This window comes from Ectothiorhodospiraceae bacterium 2226 (assembly GCA_013348725.1).
Taxonomy (GTDB): domain Bacteria; phylum Pseudomonadota; class Gammaproteobacteria.
In genome coordinates this window covers 1,183,994-1,201,059 of sequence record CP054689.1, presented here as the reverse complement: position 1 = coordinate 1,201,059, position 17,066 = coordinate 1,183,994, and the positions used below count along the sequence as shown (strand labels likewise).

General features: G+C 68.6%; 14 protein-coding genes and 1 tRNA gene. 9 read left to right on the top strand and 6 right to left on the bottom strand.

Features of this window, described 5'->3' with window-relative positions; all coding sequences use genetic code 11:
- Positions 1-16 precede the first annotated feature (16 nt).
- The 9 genes from HUS23_05820 to HUS23_05780 all read left to right on the top strand — a co-directional run bounded on the left by HUS23_05820 (position 17) and on the right by HUS23_05780 (position 12,269).
- Positions 17-1,066, top strand: a complete 1,050-nt coding sequence (locus HUS23_05820; protein QKT03353.1) for a hypothetical protein — start codon at positions 17-19, stop codon at positions 1,064-1,066.
- Between the two features lie 103 nt (positions 1,067-1,169).
- A complete protein-coding gene (gene nirK, locus HUS23_05815; GenBank protein ID QKT03352.1) occupies positions 1,170-2,528 on the top strand; it encodes a nitrite reductase, copper-containing in 1,359 nt (452 codons plus the stop codon).
- Positions 2,529-2,942: 414 nt separating this feature from the next.
- Positions 2,943-4,949: a PAS domain-containing protein gene (locus tag HUS23_05810; protein QKT03351.1), complete on the top strand. Its 2,007-nt coding sequence runs from the start codon at positions 2,943-2,945 to the stop codon at positions 4,947-4,949.
- 113 nt (positions 4,950-5,062) lie between these two features.
- Positions 5,063-6,997 carry a TonB-dependent receptor gene (locus HUS23_05805; protein QKT03350.1) on the top strand — a complete coding sequence of 645 codons (1,935 nt, stop codon included), beginning with the start codon at positions 5,063-5,065 and terminating at the stop codon, positions 6,995-6,997.
- Positions 6,997-7,734: a YfiR family protein gene (locus tag HUS23_05800; GenBank protein ID QKT03349.1), complete on the top strand. Its 738-nt coding sequence runs from the start codon at positions 6,997-6,999 to the stop codon at positions 7,732-7,734. Before HUS23_05805 ends, HUS23_05800 begins: the two co-directional genes overlap by 1 nt.
- 77 nt (positions 7,735-7,811) lie before the next feature.
- Positions 7,812-9,725, top strand: coding sequence for a TonB-dependent receptor (locus HUS23_05795; protein QKT03348.1), 1,914 nt, complete (start codon positions 7,812-7,814; stop codon positions 9,723-9,725).
- 18 nt (positions 9,726-9,743) lie between these two features.
- The gene (locus HUS23_05790) at positions 9,744-10,292 is read left to right on the top strand and encodes a YfiR family protein (GenBank protein ID QKT03347.1); all 549 of its coding nucleotides are present in this window, start codon (positions 9,744-9,746) and stop codon (positions 10,290-10,292) included.
- Positions 10,292-11,833, top strand: coding sequence for a HAMP domain-containing protein (locus tag HUS23_05785; protein ID QKT03346.1), 1,542 nt, complete (start codon positions 10,292-10,294; stop codon positions 11,831-11,833). Before HUS23_05790 ends, HUS23_05785 begins: the two co-directional genes overlap by 1 nt.
- A complete protein-coding gene (locus HUS23_05780) occupies positions 11,823-12,269 on the top strand; it encodes a response regulator (protein QKT03345.1) in 447 nt (148 codons plus the stop codon). The genes HUS23_05785 and HUS23_05780 overlap by 11 nt, the downstream gene beginning before the upstream one ends.
- Positions 12,270-12,352: 83 nt before the next feature.
- Here HUS23_05780 and HUS23_05775 read toward each other — a convergent pair whose 3' ends face one another.
- The 6 genes from HUS23_05775 to HUS23_05750 form a co-directional block, all read right to left on the bottom strand.
- Entirely contained in the window at positions 12,353-13,975 is a 1,623-nt protein-coding gene (locus HUS23_05775; GenBank protein ID QKT03344.1) for a response regulator, read from the bottom strand.
- 23 nt (positions 13,976-13,998) lie between these two features.
- A complete protein-coding gene (locus HUS23_05770) occupies positions 13,999-14,277 on the bottom strand; it encodes a circadian clock protein KaiB (GenBank protein ID QKT03343.1) in 279 nt (92 codons plus the stop codon).
- A gap of 3 nt (positions 14,278-14,280) precedes the next feature.
- Complete coding sequence (locus HUS23_05765; protein QKT03342.1) at positions 14,281-14,598, bottom strand: circadian clock protein KaiB; 318 nt, start codon at positions 14,596-14,598, stop codon at positions 14,281-14,283.
- A 33-nt stretch (positions 14,599-14,631) separates the two neighbouring features.
- On the bottom strand, positions 14,632-16,368 hold the full coding sequence (gene kaiC, locus HUS23_05760) for a circadian clock protein KaiC (protein ID QKT03341.1): 1,737 nt from the start codon (positions 16,366-16,368) through the stop codon (positions 14,632-14,634).
- Between the two features lie 158 nt (positions 16,369-16,526).
- Positions 16,527-16,602: transfer RNA gene (locus HUS23_05755), tRNA-Phe, on the bottom strand.
- A gap of 169 nt (positions 16,603-16,771) precedes the next feature.
- The gene (locus HUS23_05750; GenBank protein QKT03340.1) at positions 16,772-17,059 is read right to left on the bottom strand and encodes an oxidative damage protection protein; all 288 of its coding nucleotides are present in this window, start codon (positions 17,057-17,059) and stop codon (positions 16,772-16,774) included.
- Positions 17,060-17,066: the final 7 nt, after the last annotated feature.

Genomic DNA, 17,066 nt, shown 5'->3' with positions numbered 1-17,066 from the left:
TCAAGGGGGGGAGATCATGAAGACCACGGCGTTACGCTCGGCCATCACCCAGCTGTTGCCACCCAAGGTCCGGGAGGACTATCGCGCCACGCGCGGACTCGCGCGCGCCCAACAGGCGTTTCGCGCCCGCTTTCCCACCGCCACAGGGCTGTTCCTGCGGCGCCTGCGGATCCAGTTTGCGCCGAAACGCACCGTACTGTTCTATCCGCAGCTGCCGATCGACAATTACGTGATCTACAAGCTGTGCGGCATCCTGGGCTACAAGCTCGTCAACGACCCGCGTCGGCGCCACGACGTGGCGGTGCACCTTTTTTCGAGCACGCGCGCCGAGCCGGGCGACGTGCTACGTCTGCCCAAGGGCGGTCCGCTGATCAACGGGCGCTTGCGCGATACCAGCAAGACCGCCGTCGCCGCGGCCTTCGAGCGCAGCTTCGGCTACGCCTTGAAGGTCGACCCGACCCGCTATGAAGGTAAAGCCGTGGAGAAGGCGGAGGACAACGGCGTACACGATGCGCGCGTGGTGGATTGCCCGTTGCCGCCGGAGGCGGTGCGCGCCTGCTACACGTACCAAAAGGCAGTGGACAACACGCTGCCCGACGGCGGTTTCCTGGACTACCGCGTGCCGGTCCATGGCTATTCCGTGCCGCTGGTGTTTTGCAAGCACGTCATGCCGGGGGCACAGTTCCAGTCCTGCTATTCGCGGGTGGACGTGCGTGCCCCGCATCAGGTGTTCGATCGGGAAGAACTGGCGAAGATCGTCGCCTTCGCGCGCGACTTCGGGCTGGAGTTCGGCGAACTCGACGTGCTGCGCGACCGTACGGACGGGCGTATCTACATCGTGGACGTGAACAACGTGCCGGTCGGCCCGCGCGCTCAGTCGGGCGAGCTGATCAAGGCGCGACCTGGCCCCTCGCTTAGCGAGGTGGACCGCAAGACTATGCTGCAGATGGCGGCATCGTTCGATCAGCTGGTGGAGGAGTCGTTGATGCGCGCGCAACGGGTGTTACAGCCAGCGCGCCAGGTGCCGTTGCCGAAGCTCCGCGGTCCGCGGGCCACCGGCCTCTGATGTAGCGGCACCGGTCCCGGGCTATAACTATATGTAACGCCCGGGTGCGGTGACGGCGGTCCCCACTGGATGGGCGCGTGATTGGCTGCAGTAGGAGCGCATCATGCAACACGTCGGCCTGTACACGCGGCTATTCGCCGTTCTCGTTCTCCTCGCCAGCGGCTTCGCGCAGGCGGAGGAACGAAGGCCGGCGGAGTACACCCCCGACGTGCGCTTCACCCTCGAGACCACGCTGGCCGAGGGTCGCATGGTGTTTCGCGGCATCGGCGGCGCGATCGACGGAGTGGTGAATCCCGAGCTGCGCGTGCAGCCGGGGGCGGTGGTGCAGATCACGCTGGTCAACAGCGACGGCGTGCAGCACGACATCGCAGTGCCGGAACTGAAGGTCCAGTCCGAGATCATCACGGCGCGCGGCTCGAGCACGGCGGTGTCGTTTCGCGCGCGCGACGAGGGCAGTTTCACCTATATCTGCACCCTGCCGGGCCACCAGGCGGCCGGCATGGAAGGGCTGCTGGTAGTGGGGGACGCCGCCGAGGCCGAGGCCGCCGCGCCCAGTATCTCGCAAGATCCGGCCAACGTGCCGCCGCCGCTCACCCGGCGCGCGCCCGAGACCGTGCGCGTGGAACTCGAGACGGTGGAGCTCGAGGGCCATCTCGCCGACGGCACCAGCTACCGCTTTTGGACCTTCGACGGCAAGGTGCCGGGGCCGTTCGTGCGCGTGCGCCAGGGCGATACCGTCGAGGTGGTGATGAAGAACGCCGCGGACAGTATGCACATCCACTCCATCGACCTGCACTCGGTGACCGGTCCCGGCGGCGGGGCCGAGGCCACCCAGGCGCTGCCCGGGGAGACCAAGGGCTTCACCTTCAAGGCCCTGCGCCCCGGCCTGTACGTCTACCACTGCGCCACGCCCATGGTCGCGCACCACATTACCAACGGGATGTACGGCCTGATCCTGGTCGAGCCCGAGGAGGGCCTGGAGCCGGTGGATCGCGAGTTTTACGTCATGCAGGGCGAGCTCTATACCGAGCGCCCTTATGGTCAGCGCGGCGCGCAGGAGTTCAGCGTGCAAAAGCTGCTCGACGAGCGCCCGGAGTACGTGGTCTTCAACGGCGCGGTCGATGCCCTGACGGACCAGTTCCCGATGCGCGCCAGGGTGGGCGAGCGGGTGCGCATCTATTTCGGCGTGGGCGGCCCGAACCTCGTGTCCTCCTTCCACGTGATCGGCGAGATCTTCGAGCGCGTGTACGATCAGGGCTCGCTGACCGCGCCGCCGCTTACCGACGTGCAGACCACGCTGGTGCCGGCGGGCGGTTCATCCGTGGTGGAGTTCACCCTGGACGTGCCGGGACGCTACATCCTGGTCGATCACTCGCTGTCGCGCCTCGAGCGCGGCCTGGTGGGTTTCCTGTACGCCGAGGGTGAGGAGCGCCCCGAGATCTTCCGCGAATCGGTCGACTGAGCAGCCTCTGCTTTCGGACGTGGGTTCCCGGCCATGCCGCGCCGAATGTAGAAAATGGCCTGTCCTGCCCTTTTTCAGCGGGCGAAGCCTCCCTGTCTAACGTTAGGCGTCATTTTTTCAACAACCTGCGAGCGCGGTGTCATGCATCTTGGCACCGCGGTGCCGTGCACACGCGCCCCGCCGGCTACGCCCTGCGGCGCCGCGCCGACGCGGCGGGCGGGGCGGCGGATTGCCCCCGGGGCCTCGCTAAGGTATTGCCATCCGGGCTGTTCTGTCCCGGAACTGTGAACTTGATTACGCGCCCGCTTCTGCACGCTTGAGCCGTTTCCGCGGAACAGATACCGTTGTTTGTCGGATTGTCGACCGCGTCGGGCGGCGACAAGTGGTCCAGCTACGGGAGAGAGCCGACCCACGATGGGTATACCGCTGCGAGTGCTGATACTCGAGGACACGCCCACGGATGCGGAGCTGGAGGTCTACGCGCTCAAACGTGCGGGCTTCGAGCCCGATTGGACGCGCGTCTGGTCGGAGGAGGACTTCGTCGCGGCGCTCTCGCCCGATTTCGACCTGATCCTCGCCGATTACCAGCTCCCGCAATTCGATGGCGCTCGTGCCTTGCAGATCGTGCAGGAGCGGGGGCTGCAGATCCCCTTCATCATCGTGTCGGGCGCGATCGGCGAGGAACTCGCCGTGTCGCTGATGAAGCAGGGCGTCACCGACTATCTGCAGAAGGACCGCATGGCGCGCCTCGGCCAGGCGGTGGTACGCGCTCTGGAGCAGAAGCGCGACCACGAGGAGAAGGCGCGCGCCGAGCAGGCCCTGCGCGAACGCGAGGCGAGCTATCGCGAACTCGCCCAGCGCATGGAGCGCCAGGCGACCATGTTCGACACGCTGCTCTCGTCGGTGCCCGATCTCCTCTACCTGTTCGACACCGATCACCGCCTGACCTACGCCAACCGCGCGCTGCTCGAACTGTGGGGTAAATCCCTGGACGAGGCGGTGGGCAAGACCTACGCGGAGCTCGGACAGCCGGACGAGCTGGTGCGCAAGCTGACCGCGGAGATCGATGACGCCCTCAAGGGCAGCGTCGTGCGCAGCGAGCTCGGCTACACCAACACGGCGGGGCGCAGCAGCCACTACGAGTATTACCTCGCGCCGGTGTTCGACCCCCACGGCCAGGTCGTCGCGGTGGCGGGCACCTCGCGCGACATCACCGCCCGCAAGGAGACCGAGGACCTGCTGCGCAACGCGCGCGAGGCGGTGGAGCGCCAGCAGCGTTGGCTGGAGATGGTGCTCGACTTGCTGCCGCTGCCCATCATCATGGTGGAGCCGGGCGCCGGGCGCATGCTGTTCTCCAACAAGGCGGCCGATCGCGTGTACGGCGCGCCGATTCCCAAAGAGCCGGTGGATGCGGTGGCGACGCAGGTGTTCACCTTCACCGACACCGCGGGCAAGCCGGTGCCGGCCGAGAACATACCCCTCGCCCGCGCGGCGCGGGGCGAGCGCCTCGGCGGCGAGGAAGCCGTGTGGCACACGCGCGCCGGCACCTTCCACATGAACTTCTATTCCGAGATGCTTCCCGCTACCTACGGCCACGCGCCGGTGGCGGTGCTGCTCTGTCAGGACATCGGACATCTCAAGGGCATCGAGAGCTCGCTGCGCGAGTCCATCGAGCTGCTCAAGCGCGAGCGGGAACTGCGCGAGATGTTCGTCTCCACGCTCTCGCACGACCTGCGCACGCCGCTGATGGCGGCGCGCATGAGCGCCGAGCTGCTGGCGCGCCGTGCACCCACCCACAGCACCGTGCCCATGCTCCAGGGGCGTATCATCGAGAACATCGACCGCTTGGACGGCATGCTGCAGACCCTGCTGGACGCCAACCTGGTGCGCGCCGGCGAGCGGTTGCCGCTGCAGGTGCAGCCGTGCGCCCTGCGGCGCATCGTGCGCGAGGTCATCGACGACCTCACCACGGTGCACGGCGACCGTTACCGCCTGGAGACCACCGATGAGTTGGAGGGTTTCTGGGATCCGCACCTGCTACGCCGCATCATCGAGAATCTGCTCAACAACGCCGTTAAGTACGGCGACCCCGTTGCGCCGGTGGTGGTGACGGCCGAGGGTGGTTACGAAGAGGTGCGCCTGCACGTACACAACGAGGGCGAGCCCATCGACCCCGAGATCCAGGCGGTGCTGTTCGAGCCTTTCCGGCGCGAGCCGGCCCGCTCGCACGAGAAACGCGGCTGGGGCATCGGCCTGACCCTGGTGCGCGGTGCTACCGAGTCGCATGGCGGCTACGTGACGGTGGACAGCGCCCCGGGCCGTGGCACCACCTTTACGGTCACCCTGCCGCGCGATGCGCGCGACCTGCAGCCGGGCGGGCGGCACCACGGCGGTACGCGCGTGGCGCGCACGGGCGACTGACGACCGCGCACTGGCATTTCCGGCCGGCGGACGCTACGGTATCCGCGCCCTAGCGGCGCAGCCTCGCCGTCACGGGCATCGCCGTGATGGGCCGCAAGAAGAAAGAGAATCGCATGACCCACGCCCTAATCCAGCGCGGCGCAACGCGCGGTGCCGTCCTGCTGTTCGCGCTGAGCCCTTTGGCGGTCAGCGCGCAGAGCGCGCGCCTGCTCGAGCTCAGTATCGAAGAGTTGTCCGACATCCCGATTACCACCGTGTCGCGCCGCCCCGAGCCGCTGGCGGGCAGTGCGGCGGCGGTATTCGTGCTCAATGCCGAGGACATTCGCCGCTCCGGCGCCACCAGCATTCCCGAGGCACTGCGGCTGGTACCGGGGCTGCAGGTCGCGCGCATCAACAGCCGCACCTGGGCGATCAGCGCGCGCGGCTTCCAAGGTCAGTTCTCCAACAAGATGCTGGTGCAGATCGACGGGCGCAGCGTCTACACCCCGGTGCACTCGGGCGTGAACTGGGAGGCGGTGGATACCGTGCTGGCGGACATCGACCGCATCGAGGTGATCCGCGGCCCCGGCGCCACGCAATGGGGCGCCAACGCGGTGAACGGCATCATCAACATCATCACCAAACCCGCCGCGGCCACTCAGGGCGGGCTGGCCAAGGGTATCGTCGGCACCGCGCATGACACCGCCGTGGCGCGCTGGGGCGGGGAACTCGGCGAGCACGGCCATTACCGCGCCTACGGTAAGTATCGCGACTACGACGAACTGGTGGACCGCACCGGCGCCGGCCGGGGCGACGACTGGTGGCAGGGGCGTGCCGGCTTCCGCGCCGACTGGGGTCCCGACGCGCGCGACGGCTTCACCCTGCAGGGCGACGTGTACCAGACCGCCGAGGACCGCAGTCAGCCCACGCGCGCCCTCATCCCCGAGCCGTTGCAGCCCCAGCACGAGGTGGAGAACCGCGGCGCCAACCTACTCGGCCGCTGGACCCGCGAGCAGAGCGACGACAGTCGCTACGAGTTGCAGACCTACGTCGACTGGTACGAGGCCGACCCGCTGTTGATGCGCGAGCAGGTGCTGACCGTCGACCTCGACTTCCATCAAACCTATCGGCTCGCCGAGCGCCACCACCTGGTGTGGGGGCTGGGTTACCGCCACATCCGCGACCGCTTCGACGGCAGCCCGGGCATCGACATGGTGCCCGATCGCCGCGACGTGGACACCTACAGCGGCTTCCTGCAGGACACGGTGCGGCTCACCGACGCGCTGGAGTGGACGCTCGGCAGCAAGCTGGAGCACAACGATTACACCGGCTGGGAGTTCCAGCCCTCGACGCGCGTCGCCTGGGTCCCGAACACCCGCCATACGGTGTGGGCTGCGGTTTCGCGTGCGGTGCGCATCCCCAGCCGCGGCGAGCGCGACATCCATGCCGTCGTCCAGGGGCTGGGCACACTTCGCGGCGGTGGCGACGCGCTGCGGGCCGAGCGGCTCTGGGCCTACGAGCTGGGCTATCGCGTGGCACCGGTACCGGGACTGTTTCTGGACGCCACGGTGTTCCACAACGAGTACGACCGCATCATCGGCGACCGCGCGTTCGCACCGGAACAGTTCGAATACACCAACGGTGTGGAGGCGACCGCCAACGGCCTGGAACTCGCGCTCCGCTGGCAGGCGCGTCCCGACTGGCGCCTGGACCTCGCCTACGCCTACCTCGACCTGCGGGCAACGGCGGCGCCCGATATGGAACCCCGCTCGGCGGGGCACGGGGACAACTATCCCGAGCAGACTATCAGCCTGTTCTCGCGCTACGACCTCACCGAGCGCGTGCAGCTCGATGCCTGGCTGCGCTACGTGGATAACGTGCCGGGGCATACCGCGCCACGCGCGGTGGCCAGCTACACCGAGCTCGACCTGCGCGTCGGCTGGCGGCCGCGCCCGCTGTTGTCCATCGACCTGGTCGGCCAGAACCTCCTGAACGGCGACCACGCCGAATTCACCGAGGCCAATCGCGTCGAGCGTTCGGTCTACCTCACCGCGGAGCGGCGCTTCTGATGCGCGGCGTCACACGCAGCCGCCGGATGGCCATGCTCGCCCTTGGGCGCCGCTGGTGCGCGCGCGGCCTGCTTGCGTTGCTGCTGGCGGCCGTGGCGGGCAGTGCCGTGGCGCGCTCCGGCGCGAGCGAGTACGAGCTGAAGGCGGCCTTCCTGCTGCAGTTCGCCGACTACGTCGAATGGCCGGCGCCGGTCCCTGTGCCGATGCGCGTGTGTGTGCTGGGCCACGATCCCTTCGGCGGCGTGCTGGATGAGCTCGCCGCCGCGGGCAGCCGCGCGGTGGTAATCGAGCGTCCGCGTTCGGCCGAACAAGCGCGCGGCTGTCAGATCGTGTACCTCGGACACCGCGATGAGAAGGCGCTCCGGCGCGATCTGCAGCGTTTGGGCTCCGGTCCGGTGCTGACCGTGGGCGAGGGCGAACCGTTCGCGCTCGACGGGGGCGTGATCGCCTTCCGCGTCGAGCACGAGCGCGTCCGCCTGACGGTGAACGTGGGCGCGGCCCAGCAGCGCGAACTGCGCATCAGCTCGCGTCTGCTCGGGATCGCGCGCGTGGTGGGCGAGAGCGGCCGCGGGCCCTGTGGCTATGAGGAGGGCGGGCGTCTCGCCGCCGCCACCGGGAACTGCATCGCACGGCGGCCGGCGCTGCCGAGTTGGCAACCGGGCGGCGCGGACGCTATGGTAGGCGGCCGCCGCGGCACCCGCTGCGGGATCAAGGACGGTATTCGCCAAATAGGATGATGATGCACCAGCATGCCCGCCGCTCGGCGCCCCCATCGCCACGGGCGCTCTCCCGGGCGCTCGTGATGATGTCGCTGATGCCGATGAGCGTCGCTGCCGCCCCGCGCCTGCTCGACCTGAGCATCGAGCAGCTCGCGGAGGTGCAGGTCACCACCGCCTCGCGCCGTGCCGAGCCGCTGGCGACCAGTGCTGCCGCTGCCATCGTGTTGACTGCGGAGGACATCCGCCGCTCGGGTGCGACCAGCATTCCCGAACTCCTGCGCGACATCCCGGGGCTGCATGTCGCGCGCATCGGCAGCAACCGCTGGTCCATCAGCGCGCGTGGCTTTGCCGGTGAGTACTCGAACAAGCTGCTGGTCCTGATCGACGGCCGCAGCGTCTACACGCCCGTGCACGGAGGCGTGAACTGGAGCGCCCAGGACACCCTGTTGGAGGACATCGAGCGTATCGAGGTCATCCGCGGGCCGGGCGCCACGCAGTGGGGCGCCAATGCCGTGAACGGCGTCATCAACATCATCACCAAGGACGCGCGGGAGACCGAGGGCGGCTTCGTGGGCCTGATCGGCGGCACGGAGGAGCGGGTCGCGGGCGCCCGCTGGGGCGACGCGCTCGGCGAGCGCGGCAGCTATCGCGCGTTCGCCAAGTTCCGCGACGCCGACGCGGCCCGTCTGGCGGCCGGCGGCAGCGCCGAGGACGACTGGTCGCAGGGGCGTGTCGGCGCGCGCGCGGACTGGACCACCCCGGAGCGGCACCGCTACACCCTGCAGGGCGAGGCGTACGACGGTGAGGTGAGCCGCATCTTTCCGCCCGAGTCGCCCGCCGATCCGATCCCGCGCCGCCACGATATGACCACCCGCGGCGGCCACCTGCTCGGGCGCTGGAGCCGTCCGCAGGGAGAGCGGGGCGACGTGACGGTGCAGGCCTACGCCGATTGGTACGAGGCCCATCCGCTGTTCACCCGCGAGCAGGTCGCCACCTACGACCTCGATTTTCAGCACCACTACCGCCTCGACGATCGCCACGATCTGGTGTGGGGGCTGGGTTACCGCCATATCCGCGACCGCTTCGAGTCGACCTACCTGGTCGACTTCCAGCCCACGCGTGACAGCACCAACGTCTACAGCGCGTTCGTACAGGACACCATCGCGCTGCGCGAGACGCTGAGTCTGACGCTGGGCGCCAAGCTCGAGTACCACGATTACACGGGCGCCGAGCCGCAGCCCTCAGTGCGCCTGGCTTGGTCGCCGGCCCCGCACCAGACGCTGTGGGGCGCCGTGTCGCGCGCGTCGCGCGTGCCGAGCCGCGGTGAGCGCGACGTCATCATCAACCTCACCCAACCGGGCGATCCCGACGAGCCGACGGTGGCGCGGCTGCTCGGCAGTCGCGCGCTGGACGCCGAGCGCCTGACGGCCTACGAGCTCGGCTACCGGGTCTCGCCCACGCGCAGCCTGCACGTGGACGCGACCGTCTTCTATCACGACTACCGCGAGCTCGTTACCTGGCGCGCCGAGGCGCCCTACGTCGAGACCGACCCCGCGCCGCCGCACGCGGTACTGCCCTCGCGCCTCGACAACGCGATGGCAGGCGAGTCCTACGGGCTCGAGCTGGCGACGCGCTGGCAGGCGAGCCCGCGCCTGGGGTTCGATCTCGCCTATACCTACTTCCGTCTGCAGCTCGAGGCCGAGCCCGGCACGGTCGCAACGGCGGAGGCGGCCGAGGGCGCAAGCCCGCGTCACCAGCTCAGCCTGCGCCCGCGCTTTGACCTCAGCCCGCGGCTGCAGTTGGCCGGCGCACTGCGCTATGTCGATGCCCTGCCGGGGCGCGGCGTGCCTAGCTACACCACCGCCGACCTGCGCATCAACTGGCAGGCGCGGCCGGACCTCTCCCTCAGCCTGGTCGGACGCAACCTGCTCGGGTCGCCGCATAGCGAGTTCGATCCCGAGATCGAGTTCGAGCGCGCTGGCTACCTGCGCCTCGAGCAGCGGTTCTGAGGGGGCGGGGTGCGGGCAATGCGCTTGTTCGTCGGGCTCACGGGGTGCGCGTGGGTGATGCTGCTGGCGACCCTGGGCGTGAGCGGCGCCGCGCAGGCACAGTCGGTAGCCTCGGAGTACGAGATCAAGGCCGCCTTCCTGCTGCATTTCACCGATTACGTCGAGTGGCCGCACGATGCGCGCGCCGAGTCCGCGCCGGTCGTGGGTATTTGCCTGCTCGGTGAAGATCCGTTCGGCGCCATGCTGGATGAGCTGGTCGCCGTGCGCCGCGCCAACGGGCGTCCGGTGCGGGTGCAGCGGATCGGCAGTGCCGACGCGGCCCGTAGCTGCCACATCGTGTTCGTGCGCCATGCGCAGCGCGCGGCGGAGCAGCGCGATCTCGCGCGCCTGCAGGACTGGCCGGTGCTGACGGTGGGCGACCACGAGGCGTTTGCGGCCGAGGGCGGCGTGGTTGCCTTCCGGGTCGAGAACGACCGCGTGCGCTTGACCATCAATCAGACCGCGGCCGAGCGCGCGGGACTGCGCATCAGCTCGCGGCTGCTTGACTTGGCCAGGGTGGTGCAGTGATGCCGAGACTCCGGGACCTGCCCATCCGCCTCAAACTCACCGGCATCATCCTGCTGGTGAGCAGCCTCACCTTGGTCGCTGCGGCGATGACCATCATCGGCTACGAGGCGAGCACCGCGCGCGATCGTATGGCCGCCGACCTGCGCGGGATCGCACAGCTGATCGGCGTGAACTCGCGCGCGGCGCTGCAGTTCGCCGACGCCGACGCCGCCACCGAGAATCTGCAGGCGCTGTCGGCGCGTTCCATCGTCATCAGCGGCGCGCTGTACACCGCCGACGGTGAACTGTTCGCCACCTACCAGCGCCGTCGAGAGTCGCCGATCCCGGCCAATCCGGACGGTCCCCGCCAGCGCTTCGTCGATGGTGCGCTCGAGCTTTATCACGACATCGGTCACGGCACCGAGCGCGTCGGCACGGTGTACCTGCGCGCCGACGTCTCGCCGCTGGACGAACTGCTGCGCCGTTACGCCCTGATCGTCGCGGGTCTGTTCGCCAGCGTGCTGCTGCTGAGCCTTCTCCTGGCGATGGTGTTCCAGCGCGCCATTTCGCGGCCGGTATTGGACCTCGCGGGCGTCGCCCGTGCGGTGACCGAGCGCCAGGACTACACCCTACGGGCGCGCAAGCACGCCTCGGACGAGATCGGGCTGCTGACCGACGCGCTCAATCAGATGCTCGCGCAGATCCACGATCAGGACGATGCCCTGCGCCGCGCCTACGGCGAGCTCGAACAGCGCCACCAGGAACTCGAGCGCGAGATCGCCGAACGTCGCCGCGCCGAGGCCGCGGTGCGTGCCCTGAATGCCGAGCTCGAGCAGCGCGTGGCGGCGCGCACGGCGCAGCTGGAGGCAGCCAACGCGGAGCTCGAAGGTTTCAGTTACTCGGTGTCGCACGACCTGCGCTCGCCGCTGCGCGCCATCGATGGCTTCTCGCGCATCCTGGCCGACGAATACGGCCCGCAGCTCGACGCGGAGGCGGGGCGGCTGATCAAGGTGGTGCGCGACAACTGTCGTAACATGGGGCAGCTGATCGACGATCTGCTGGCCTTCTCGCGCCTCGGCCGCGCCGCGGTCAGCACCAGTTTGACGGACATGCAGGATCTGGTGGCCGAGGTGATCGAGGAAATGGCCAACGTGCCGGGCGAGACTCTGCCGCCGATCGAGGTGGGCGACCTGCCACCGGTGCGCTGCGATCGCGCGTTGCTGCGCCAGGTCTGGGTCAACCTGATCAGCAACGCGGTGAAGTTCAGCGGCCACAACCCCCGGCCGCGGGTGCGGATCTGGGCCGAGGAGGCCGAGGGGGAGACCGTCTACGCTGTGAGCGATAATGGGGTGGGGTTCGATATGCAATATGCGAACAAGCTGTTCGGCGTGTTCCAGCGCCTGCACCGCCCCGACGAGTTCGCGGGGACCGGCGTGGGGCTCGCCATGGTGAAGCGCATCGTCGTGCGCCACGGCGGTCGCGTCTGGGCCCAAGCAGCGCTCGACGAGGGCGCGACCTTCTATTTCGCCTTACCGACGGGAGCCGAGGACGATGCCCGATAGCGGCCGTATCGAAGTACTGCTGGTGGAAGACAACCCGAACGACGGCGAGTTGACGCTGCGCGCGCTGCGCAAGCACAACCTCGCCAACGACATCGTGTGGATGCGCGACGGTGCCGAGGCCCTGGATTATGTGTTCGGCACGGGCCCCTACGCGCACAAGCCGCGCGGCAAGCTGGTGCTGGTGTTGCTCGACCTCAAGCTGCCGAAGGTGACCGGGCTGGAGCTGCTGGCGCGACTGAAGGCGGACGAGCGAACCAAATGCGTGCCGACGGTTGTGCTGACCTCGTCGGCCGAGGATCGGGATCTGGAGGAGGCCTATCGGCTCGGCGCCAACAGCTATCTCGTCAAGCCGGTGGAGTTCGGCGCGTTCGCCGAGGTGGTCGGTCGTGCCGGCTTCTACTGGCTGATCGAGAATCAGTTGCCGCACCACCATTGACGCCGCAGGGCGTCGCTAGAGGGCCGGGCGCGTCGCCCGTTGCGCCGCGCGCGGCGCCGGTTCATCGGCGGGGCCGACGCCGCTCATCCGGCCCCCTTTCTCCCCAGTTCGAGAATCGCGCCGCACAACGCGTCGTAGCGCGCCGGCTTGGGCAGATGGGCCTGATAACCCGCTTCCAGCACCTGCCGCCGGTAGTCCGCGCCCGCATAGGCGGTGAGGGCAAGCGCCGGTAGCGCACGCGCGTCCACCCCCGCGGCTCGAATGCGCTCGATGAGCACCAGGCCGTCCACATCGGGCAGGCCGAGGTCGCTCACCAGCACGTCGAAGGTGTCGCCCTGTACCGCCCGTAGCGCCTCGTCGGCGGTGGCCGCGGTCGTGACCCGCGCGTGCGCGCCGCGCAGCCACTCCGCCAGCGTCTCGCGGGCCTGATCCTCGTCCTCGACCAGCAGTATCCTTAGGCCGTCGAGATGCGCCGTGGCAGCGCGTTCCCGCTCAGCGCGCGTTGGTGCCTCGCTGTCGGGCCGTGGTAGCCGCACCCGCGCCGTGGTGCCGCGGCCCTCGCCGTCGCTGAGCAGGCGCACCTCGCCGCCGTGCAGTTCCACGAGTTGCTTGACGATGGCCAGCCCCAGCCCCAGGCCGCCGCCGCGGCGGCGCGTCCCCGTCTCGACCTGCTCGAACAGGCCGAACATCCGCGGAAGGTCGTTCGGCGCGATGCCGACGCCGTTGTCGGCCACTTCGACCTCGACGGCGTCCGCGTCCTCGCGCAGCTCGACGCTCACCTCGCCGCCCTCGGGCGTGTATTTGATGGCGTTCACGACCAGATTGCTGATGATCTGACGCAGGCGCGCCACGTCGCCCTGCACCACTACCGAGTGGTCGCCGAGGCGCGGCACCAGGCGAATGTCCTTGGCGTCGGCCTGCGGCTGCGCCGAGGCGATGGCGGCGGTGGCAACCGCGGCCAGGTCGACCGGGGCCGTCTCCAGGCGTAGCTTGCCCGCAAGGATGCGCGACACGTCGAGCAGGTCGTCGATCAGCTGGGCCTGCGCCCAGCCGCTGCGCTCGATGATCTCCAGCCCCCGCATGGCCGCCTCGGGCAGATCCTTGCGCAGACCGAGCACCTGCACCCAGCCGGTGATGGCATTCAAGGGCGTGCGCAGTTCGTGGCTGATCATGGCGAGGAAGCGGTCACGTGCGGTGTTGGCCTCCTCGGCGGCCTTGCGTTCCACCTCGAGGCGCTTGGCCTCCTCGCGCGCCGTGAGGTCGGTGACCACGGCCCCGATAAGGGTCACCGACGAGGGCAGGACACTGAAGGCGAACTCCACCAGCACCGCCTTGCCCGCACGCGGCGCGAGTCGGCACTCGACGCGGCTCGGCTGCGTGGGGGCTGCCCGCATCGCTTCGCGACACGGCGCGTGGGAGTCGGCCGTGAGGAACGCCTCGAGCCGCGCGCCCATCACCTGCGAGGCGGGTCGCTGCAGCAGTTGTGCGAAGTAGGGGTTGCAGTACAGAAGGGTGCCCTCGGCGTCCAGGGTGATGGCGCCTTCCTGCATGCGCTCGACGAATATGCGAAACGGCTGGTCCGCGCTTTCCAGGGTGTAGATCTGCTGGCCGTGCGGGCCGTCCACCACCACCGCGTCCACCGCCCCGCGCCGAAGCGCATCCAGCGTGTCGTCCGCCTCACGCAACCGGCGGCGCAGCTCCTCCACGCTCGCTGTCCCGTCCGGTGCCCTCATTGCAGGCCGAGCCCGGCCAGAACCCGTGCCTCATCCAACCGGCCCACGGTACTGAGCACCGGTTCCGGACGGCGGCGCACCAGCGTCGGCACCGCCATCACCCCGGCCGCGCGCACCCGCTCCGGCTGCGTGGCGATGTCGATGACCTCCAACGAATAGCCGAACGGCATGTGCGTCTCGCACACCCGGCGCACCAACTGGATCGCCTCACGCGAATGAGGAGACTGGCCGCGTACGAACAGTTCGAGCGCTACCGGGGCCTGCGTCGCCTTCATCGCTCACCCCTCGATCGCGCTAAGATCGAGGGCGATCAGTGCGCGGTCGGCATCGGACAGGTCGCCGATCACGCGCTTCATGGGTTCGGGGATACGCCGCACCAGGGTGGGGATGGCCAGGATCTGGTCCGCCTTGGCCAACTGCGGGTTCTTCATGAGATCGATGACCTCGATCTCGTAGCGGCCTGTGCCCAGGTGCTTCTCGCACAGCCGCGTAAGATTGGTGAACGCCGCGCGCGACTTCTGGTTCTCGCCCGCCACGTACAATCGAAGGGTCCAGACATCGTCGCTGCCGTTATGCGGTGACCGATCGTCCGTCATGAGAGTACTTGCTCCTCGCGCCGGTTCCGGCGGTTAATCAGAAGTATCCGCGCCGCGGCGGCTGGCGATGCCGCTGCGATCCTGAAGCAGCTGCTCTTCGACCGCTTGTTCCTGTTCGATGATGCGCGCCATCTCGGCCTCCTGGGCCTCGAACTCGGCACGCAGTGCCGCGATCTGGTGCTCCATGGCATGGCGCTGACGCTCGAGCTCGCGCTGCTTGCGCTCGATCTCCTGCGCTCGTCGGACCGCGGCCGCCCGCTCGCGATTCTCCTGCTGTACGCGCGCCGAGCCGGTGAGCACCCCCTCCGCACCAATATAGACATCGACCAGATCGATACCCTCCGAGGTGATGACGAACTCACGTACCTGGTGCGAGTGCGCCATGCCGCGCGACTTGAGGATGTACAGGCCGCGATTGCGCTCACCGCTCGCCTCGATGCTTTTGACCAGCAGCCAGGTGTCGACGATGGACGAGATGGCGATCTCGGTGGCCTCGGCCGCCGCCCCGCCCGAGGTCAGGCTGGTCATCACGGACGTGATGCCGTGCAGCTTCAGAAAGTCCACCAGGCGTACCACCATCAGGTGCGCCTCCTCCTGATTCGCCGCCGCGATCAGGTTGCCGACCGGGTCGACCACCACCGCCGTAGGCTGGAAGTCGCGGATTTGCTTGTGCATGACGGCGAGGTGGGTCTCCAAGCCGTGCATGGTCGGGCGGGCGGCCACGAAGCGCAGCAACCCGGCCTGCTCGTGGGCGCCGAGGTCCACGCCGATGGAGCGCATGTTGCGCTTGATCTGCTGCGGGGATTCTTCGAAGGCGAAGTAGATGCAGCGCTCGCCGCGGGCGCAGGTGGCGTCGGCGAAGTGCGCCGCCAGGCTGCTCTTGCCGGCGCCCGCCGTCCCCGACACCAGCACGGTGCTGCCGCGGTAATAGCCCTCGCCGCCCAACATGGTGTCCAGGCGCGGCACGCCGCTGCTGACGCGCTCGTCGCTCACGTCGTGGTGCAGGCCGGCGGCGGTGATGGGCATCACCGTGATGCCGGCCTCGTCGATCAGGAAGGGGTATTCGTTGGTGCCGTGGGTGGTGCCGCGGTACTTCACCACACGCAGGCGCCGGGTCGAGATCTGCTCCGAGACGCGATGATCGAGCAGGATCACGCAGTCCGAGACGTACTCCTCCAGCCCGTGGCGGGTAAGCGTACCCTCGCCCCGCTCGGCGGTGATGACGGCGCTCACGCCGCGATCTTTCAGCCACTGGAACAGGCGTCGTAGCTCCGAGCGCAAGATGGCGTAATTGTCCAGACCGCCGAACAACGTCTCCAGCGTATCGATCACCACCCGCTTGGCGCCCACCGACTGGATGGCCAGTTCCAGGCGCAGGAACAGCCCCTCCAGGTTGTACTCGCCGTTTTCCTCGATCTCGTTGCGCTCCACCCGGATGTGGTCCATCGCGAGCTTGCCCGCGTCCACTAGGGCGTTGAGGTCGAAGCCCAAGGAGGCGACGTTCTGCACCAGATCCTGTTCGGTCTCCTCGAAGGCGATGAACACCCCCGGTTCGTCATGATCCAGCGCCCCGCGCACCAGGAACTGCATGCCGAACAGCGTCTTGCCACAGCCGGCGGCACCACATACCAGGCTGGTGCGCCCGCGTGGCAGACCGCCTTCGGTGATGTCGTCGAAGCCGGGGATCCCCGAAGGGACCTTGGTGAGCCCGAGGAGGGCCGGGGCCTCCTGCGCAGTGGCGGGGGTCCCGCGTGTTGGGGTGTTAAGCATGCCGGTTCCTATCGCTAGACGTTCGCGTGGCCGGCCGCTGCAAGAGGTACAACAGAACGCACCGCTTGCGGGCGGAGCGCACCGTCAAGCGATGGGGCATGGCGGCGCCGGCCGTATGGGCAGCATAGACCGCGCGTGGGCTTGTCGTTGCAGGGAGATGGTGGCCAGGGACGGAATCGAACCGCCGACACGGGGATTTTCAATCCCCTGCTCTACCAACTGAGCTACCTGGCCATGAGGCAATGCGGAAGACACCTTCCCTGGTCTTGCGTCGCGAGCGCGTTCACCTCCTGTGAACGCTGCGCCTTACAAGCGGGCGCGCGCGTGGCTGCGGCAAGGCCCGCTATTAGACCTGCGCGGGCGCGGGGCGTCAAGCCGTGCGCGGCATCGCCGCGGCCGCGGTTCAGTCGCTGCTGCCGCCCGCGCTCGGGGGCACATAACCCTCGGGCGTCTGCGCTCCGCCGGTGAAGAAGAACTTCTCCATCTCGTCCTCGAGGAACTTGCGGTGCTTCGGGTCGATGGGAGTGAGGCGGTACTCATTGATGAGCATGGTCTGCTGACGCAGCCAGGCCTGCCAGGCCTCTTTGGAGACATTCTCATATAGGCGCTTGCCCAACTCGCCCGGGTAGGGCGGGAAGTCGAGCCCTTCGGCCTCTTTGCCGAGTTTTACACACTGCACCATACGCGCCATCGTGAAT

What these genes read in the sequence shown, in the direction of transcription:
- HUS23_05800 (QKT03349.1), top strand. Translation starts at nt 6,997, where the DNA reads ATGCGCGGCGTCACACGCAGCCGCCGGATGGCCATGCTCGCCCTTGGG.
- HUS23_05820 (QKT03353.1), top strand. Translation starts at nt 17, where the DNA reads ATGAAGACCACGGCGTTACGCTCGGCCATCACCCAGCTGTTGCCACCC.
- HUS23_05810 (QKT03351.1), top strand. Translation starts at nt 2,943, where the DNA reads ATGGGTATACCGCTGCGAGTGCTGATACTCGAGGACACGCCCACGGAT.
- HUS23_05785 (QKT03346.1), top strand. Translation starts at nt 10,292, where the DNA reads ATGCCGAGACTCCGGGACCTGCCCATCCGCCTCAAACTCACCGGCATC.
- HUS23_05750 (QKT03340.1), bottom strand. Translation starts at nt 17,059, where the DNA reads ATGGCGCGTATGGTGCAGTGTGTAAAACTCGGCAAAGAGGCCGAAGGG.
- HUS23_05795 (QKT03348.1), top strand. Translation starts at nt 7,812, where the DNA reads ATGCCGATGAGCGTCGCTGCCGCCCCGCGCCTGCTCGACCTGAGCATC.
- nirK (QKT03352.1), top strand. Translation starts at nt 1,170, where the DNA reads ATGCAACACGTCGGCCTGTACACGCGGCTATTCGCCGTTCTCGTTCTC.
- HUS23_05805 (QKT03350.1), top strand. Translation starts at nt 5,063, where the DNA reads ATGACCCACGCCCTAATCCAGCGCGGCGCAACGCGCGGTGCCGTCCTG.
- HUS23_05780 (QKT03345.1), top strand. Translation starts at nt 11,823, where the DNA reads ATGCCCGATAGCGGCCGTATCGAAGTACTGCTGGTGGAAGACAACCCG.
- kaiC (QKT03341.1), bottom strand. Translation starts at nt 16,368, where the DNA reads ATGCTTAACACCCCAACACGCGGGACCCCCGCCACTGCGCAGGAGGCC.
- HUS23_05765 (QKT03342.1), bottom strand. Translation starts at nt 14,598, where the DNA reads ATGACGGACGATCGGTCACCGCATAACGGCAGCGACGATGTCTGGACC.
- HUS23_05770 (QKT03343.1), bottom strand. Translation starts at nt 14,277, where the DNA reads ATGAAGGCGACGCAGGCCCCGGTAGCGCTCGAACTGTTCGTACGCGGC.
- HUS23_05790 (QKT03347.1), top strand. Translation starts at nt 9,744, where the DNA reads ATGCGCTTGTTCGTCGGGCTCACGGGGTGCGCGTGGGTGATGCTGCTG.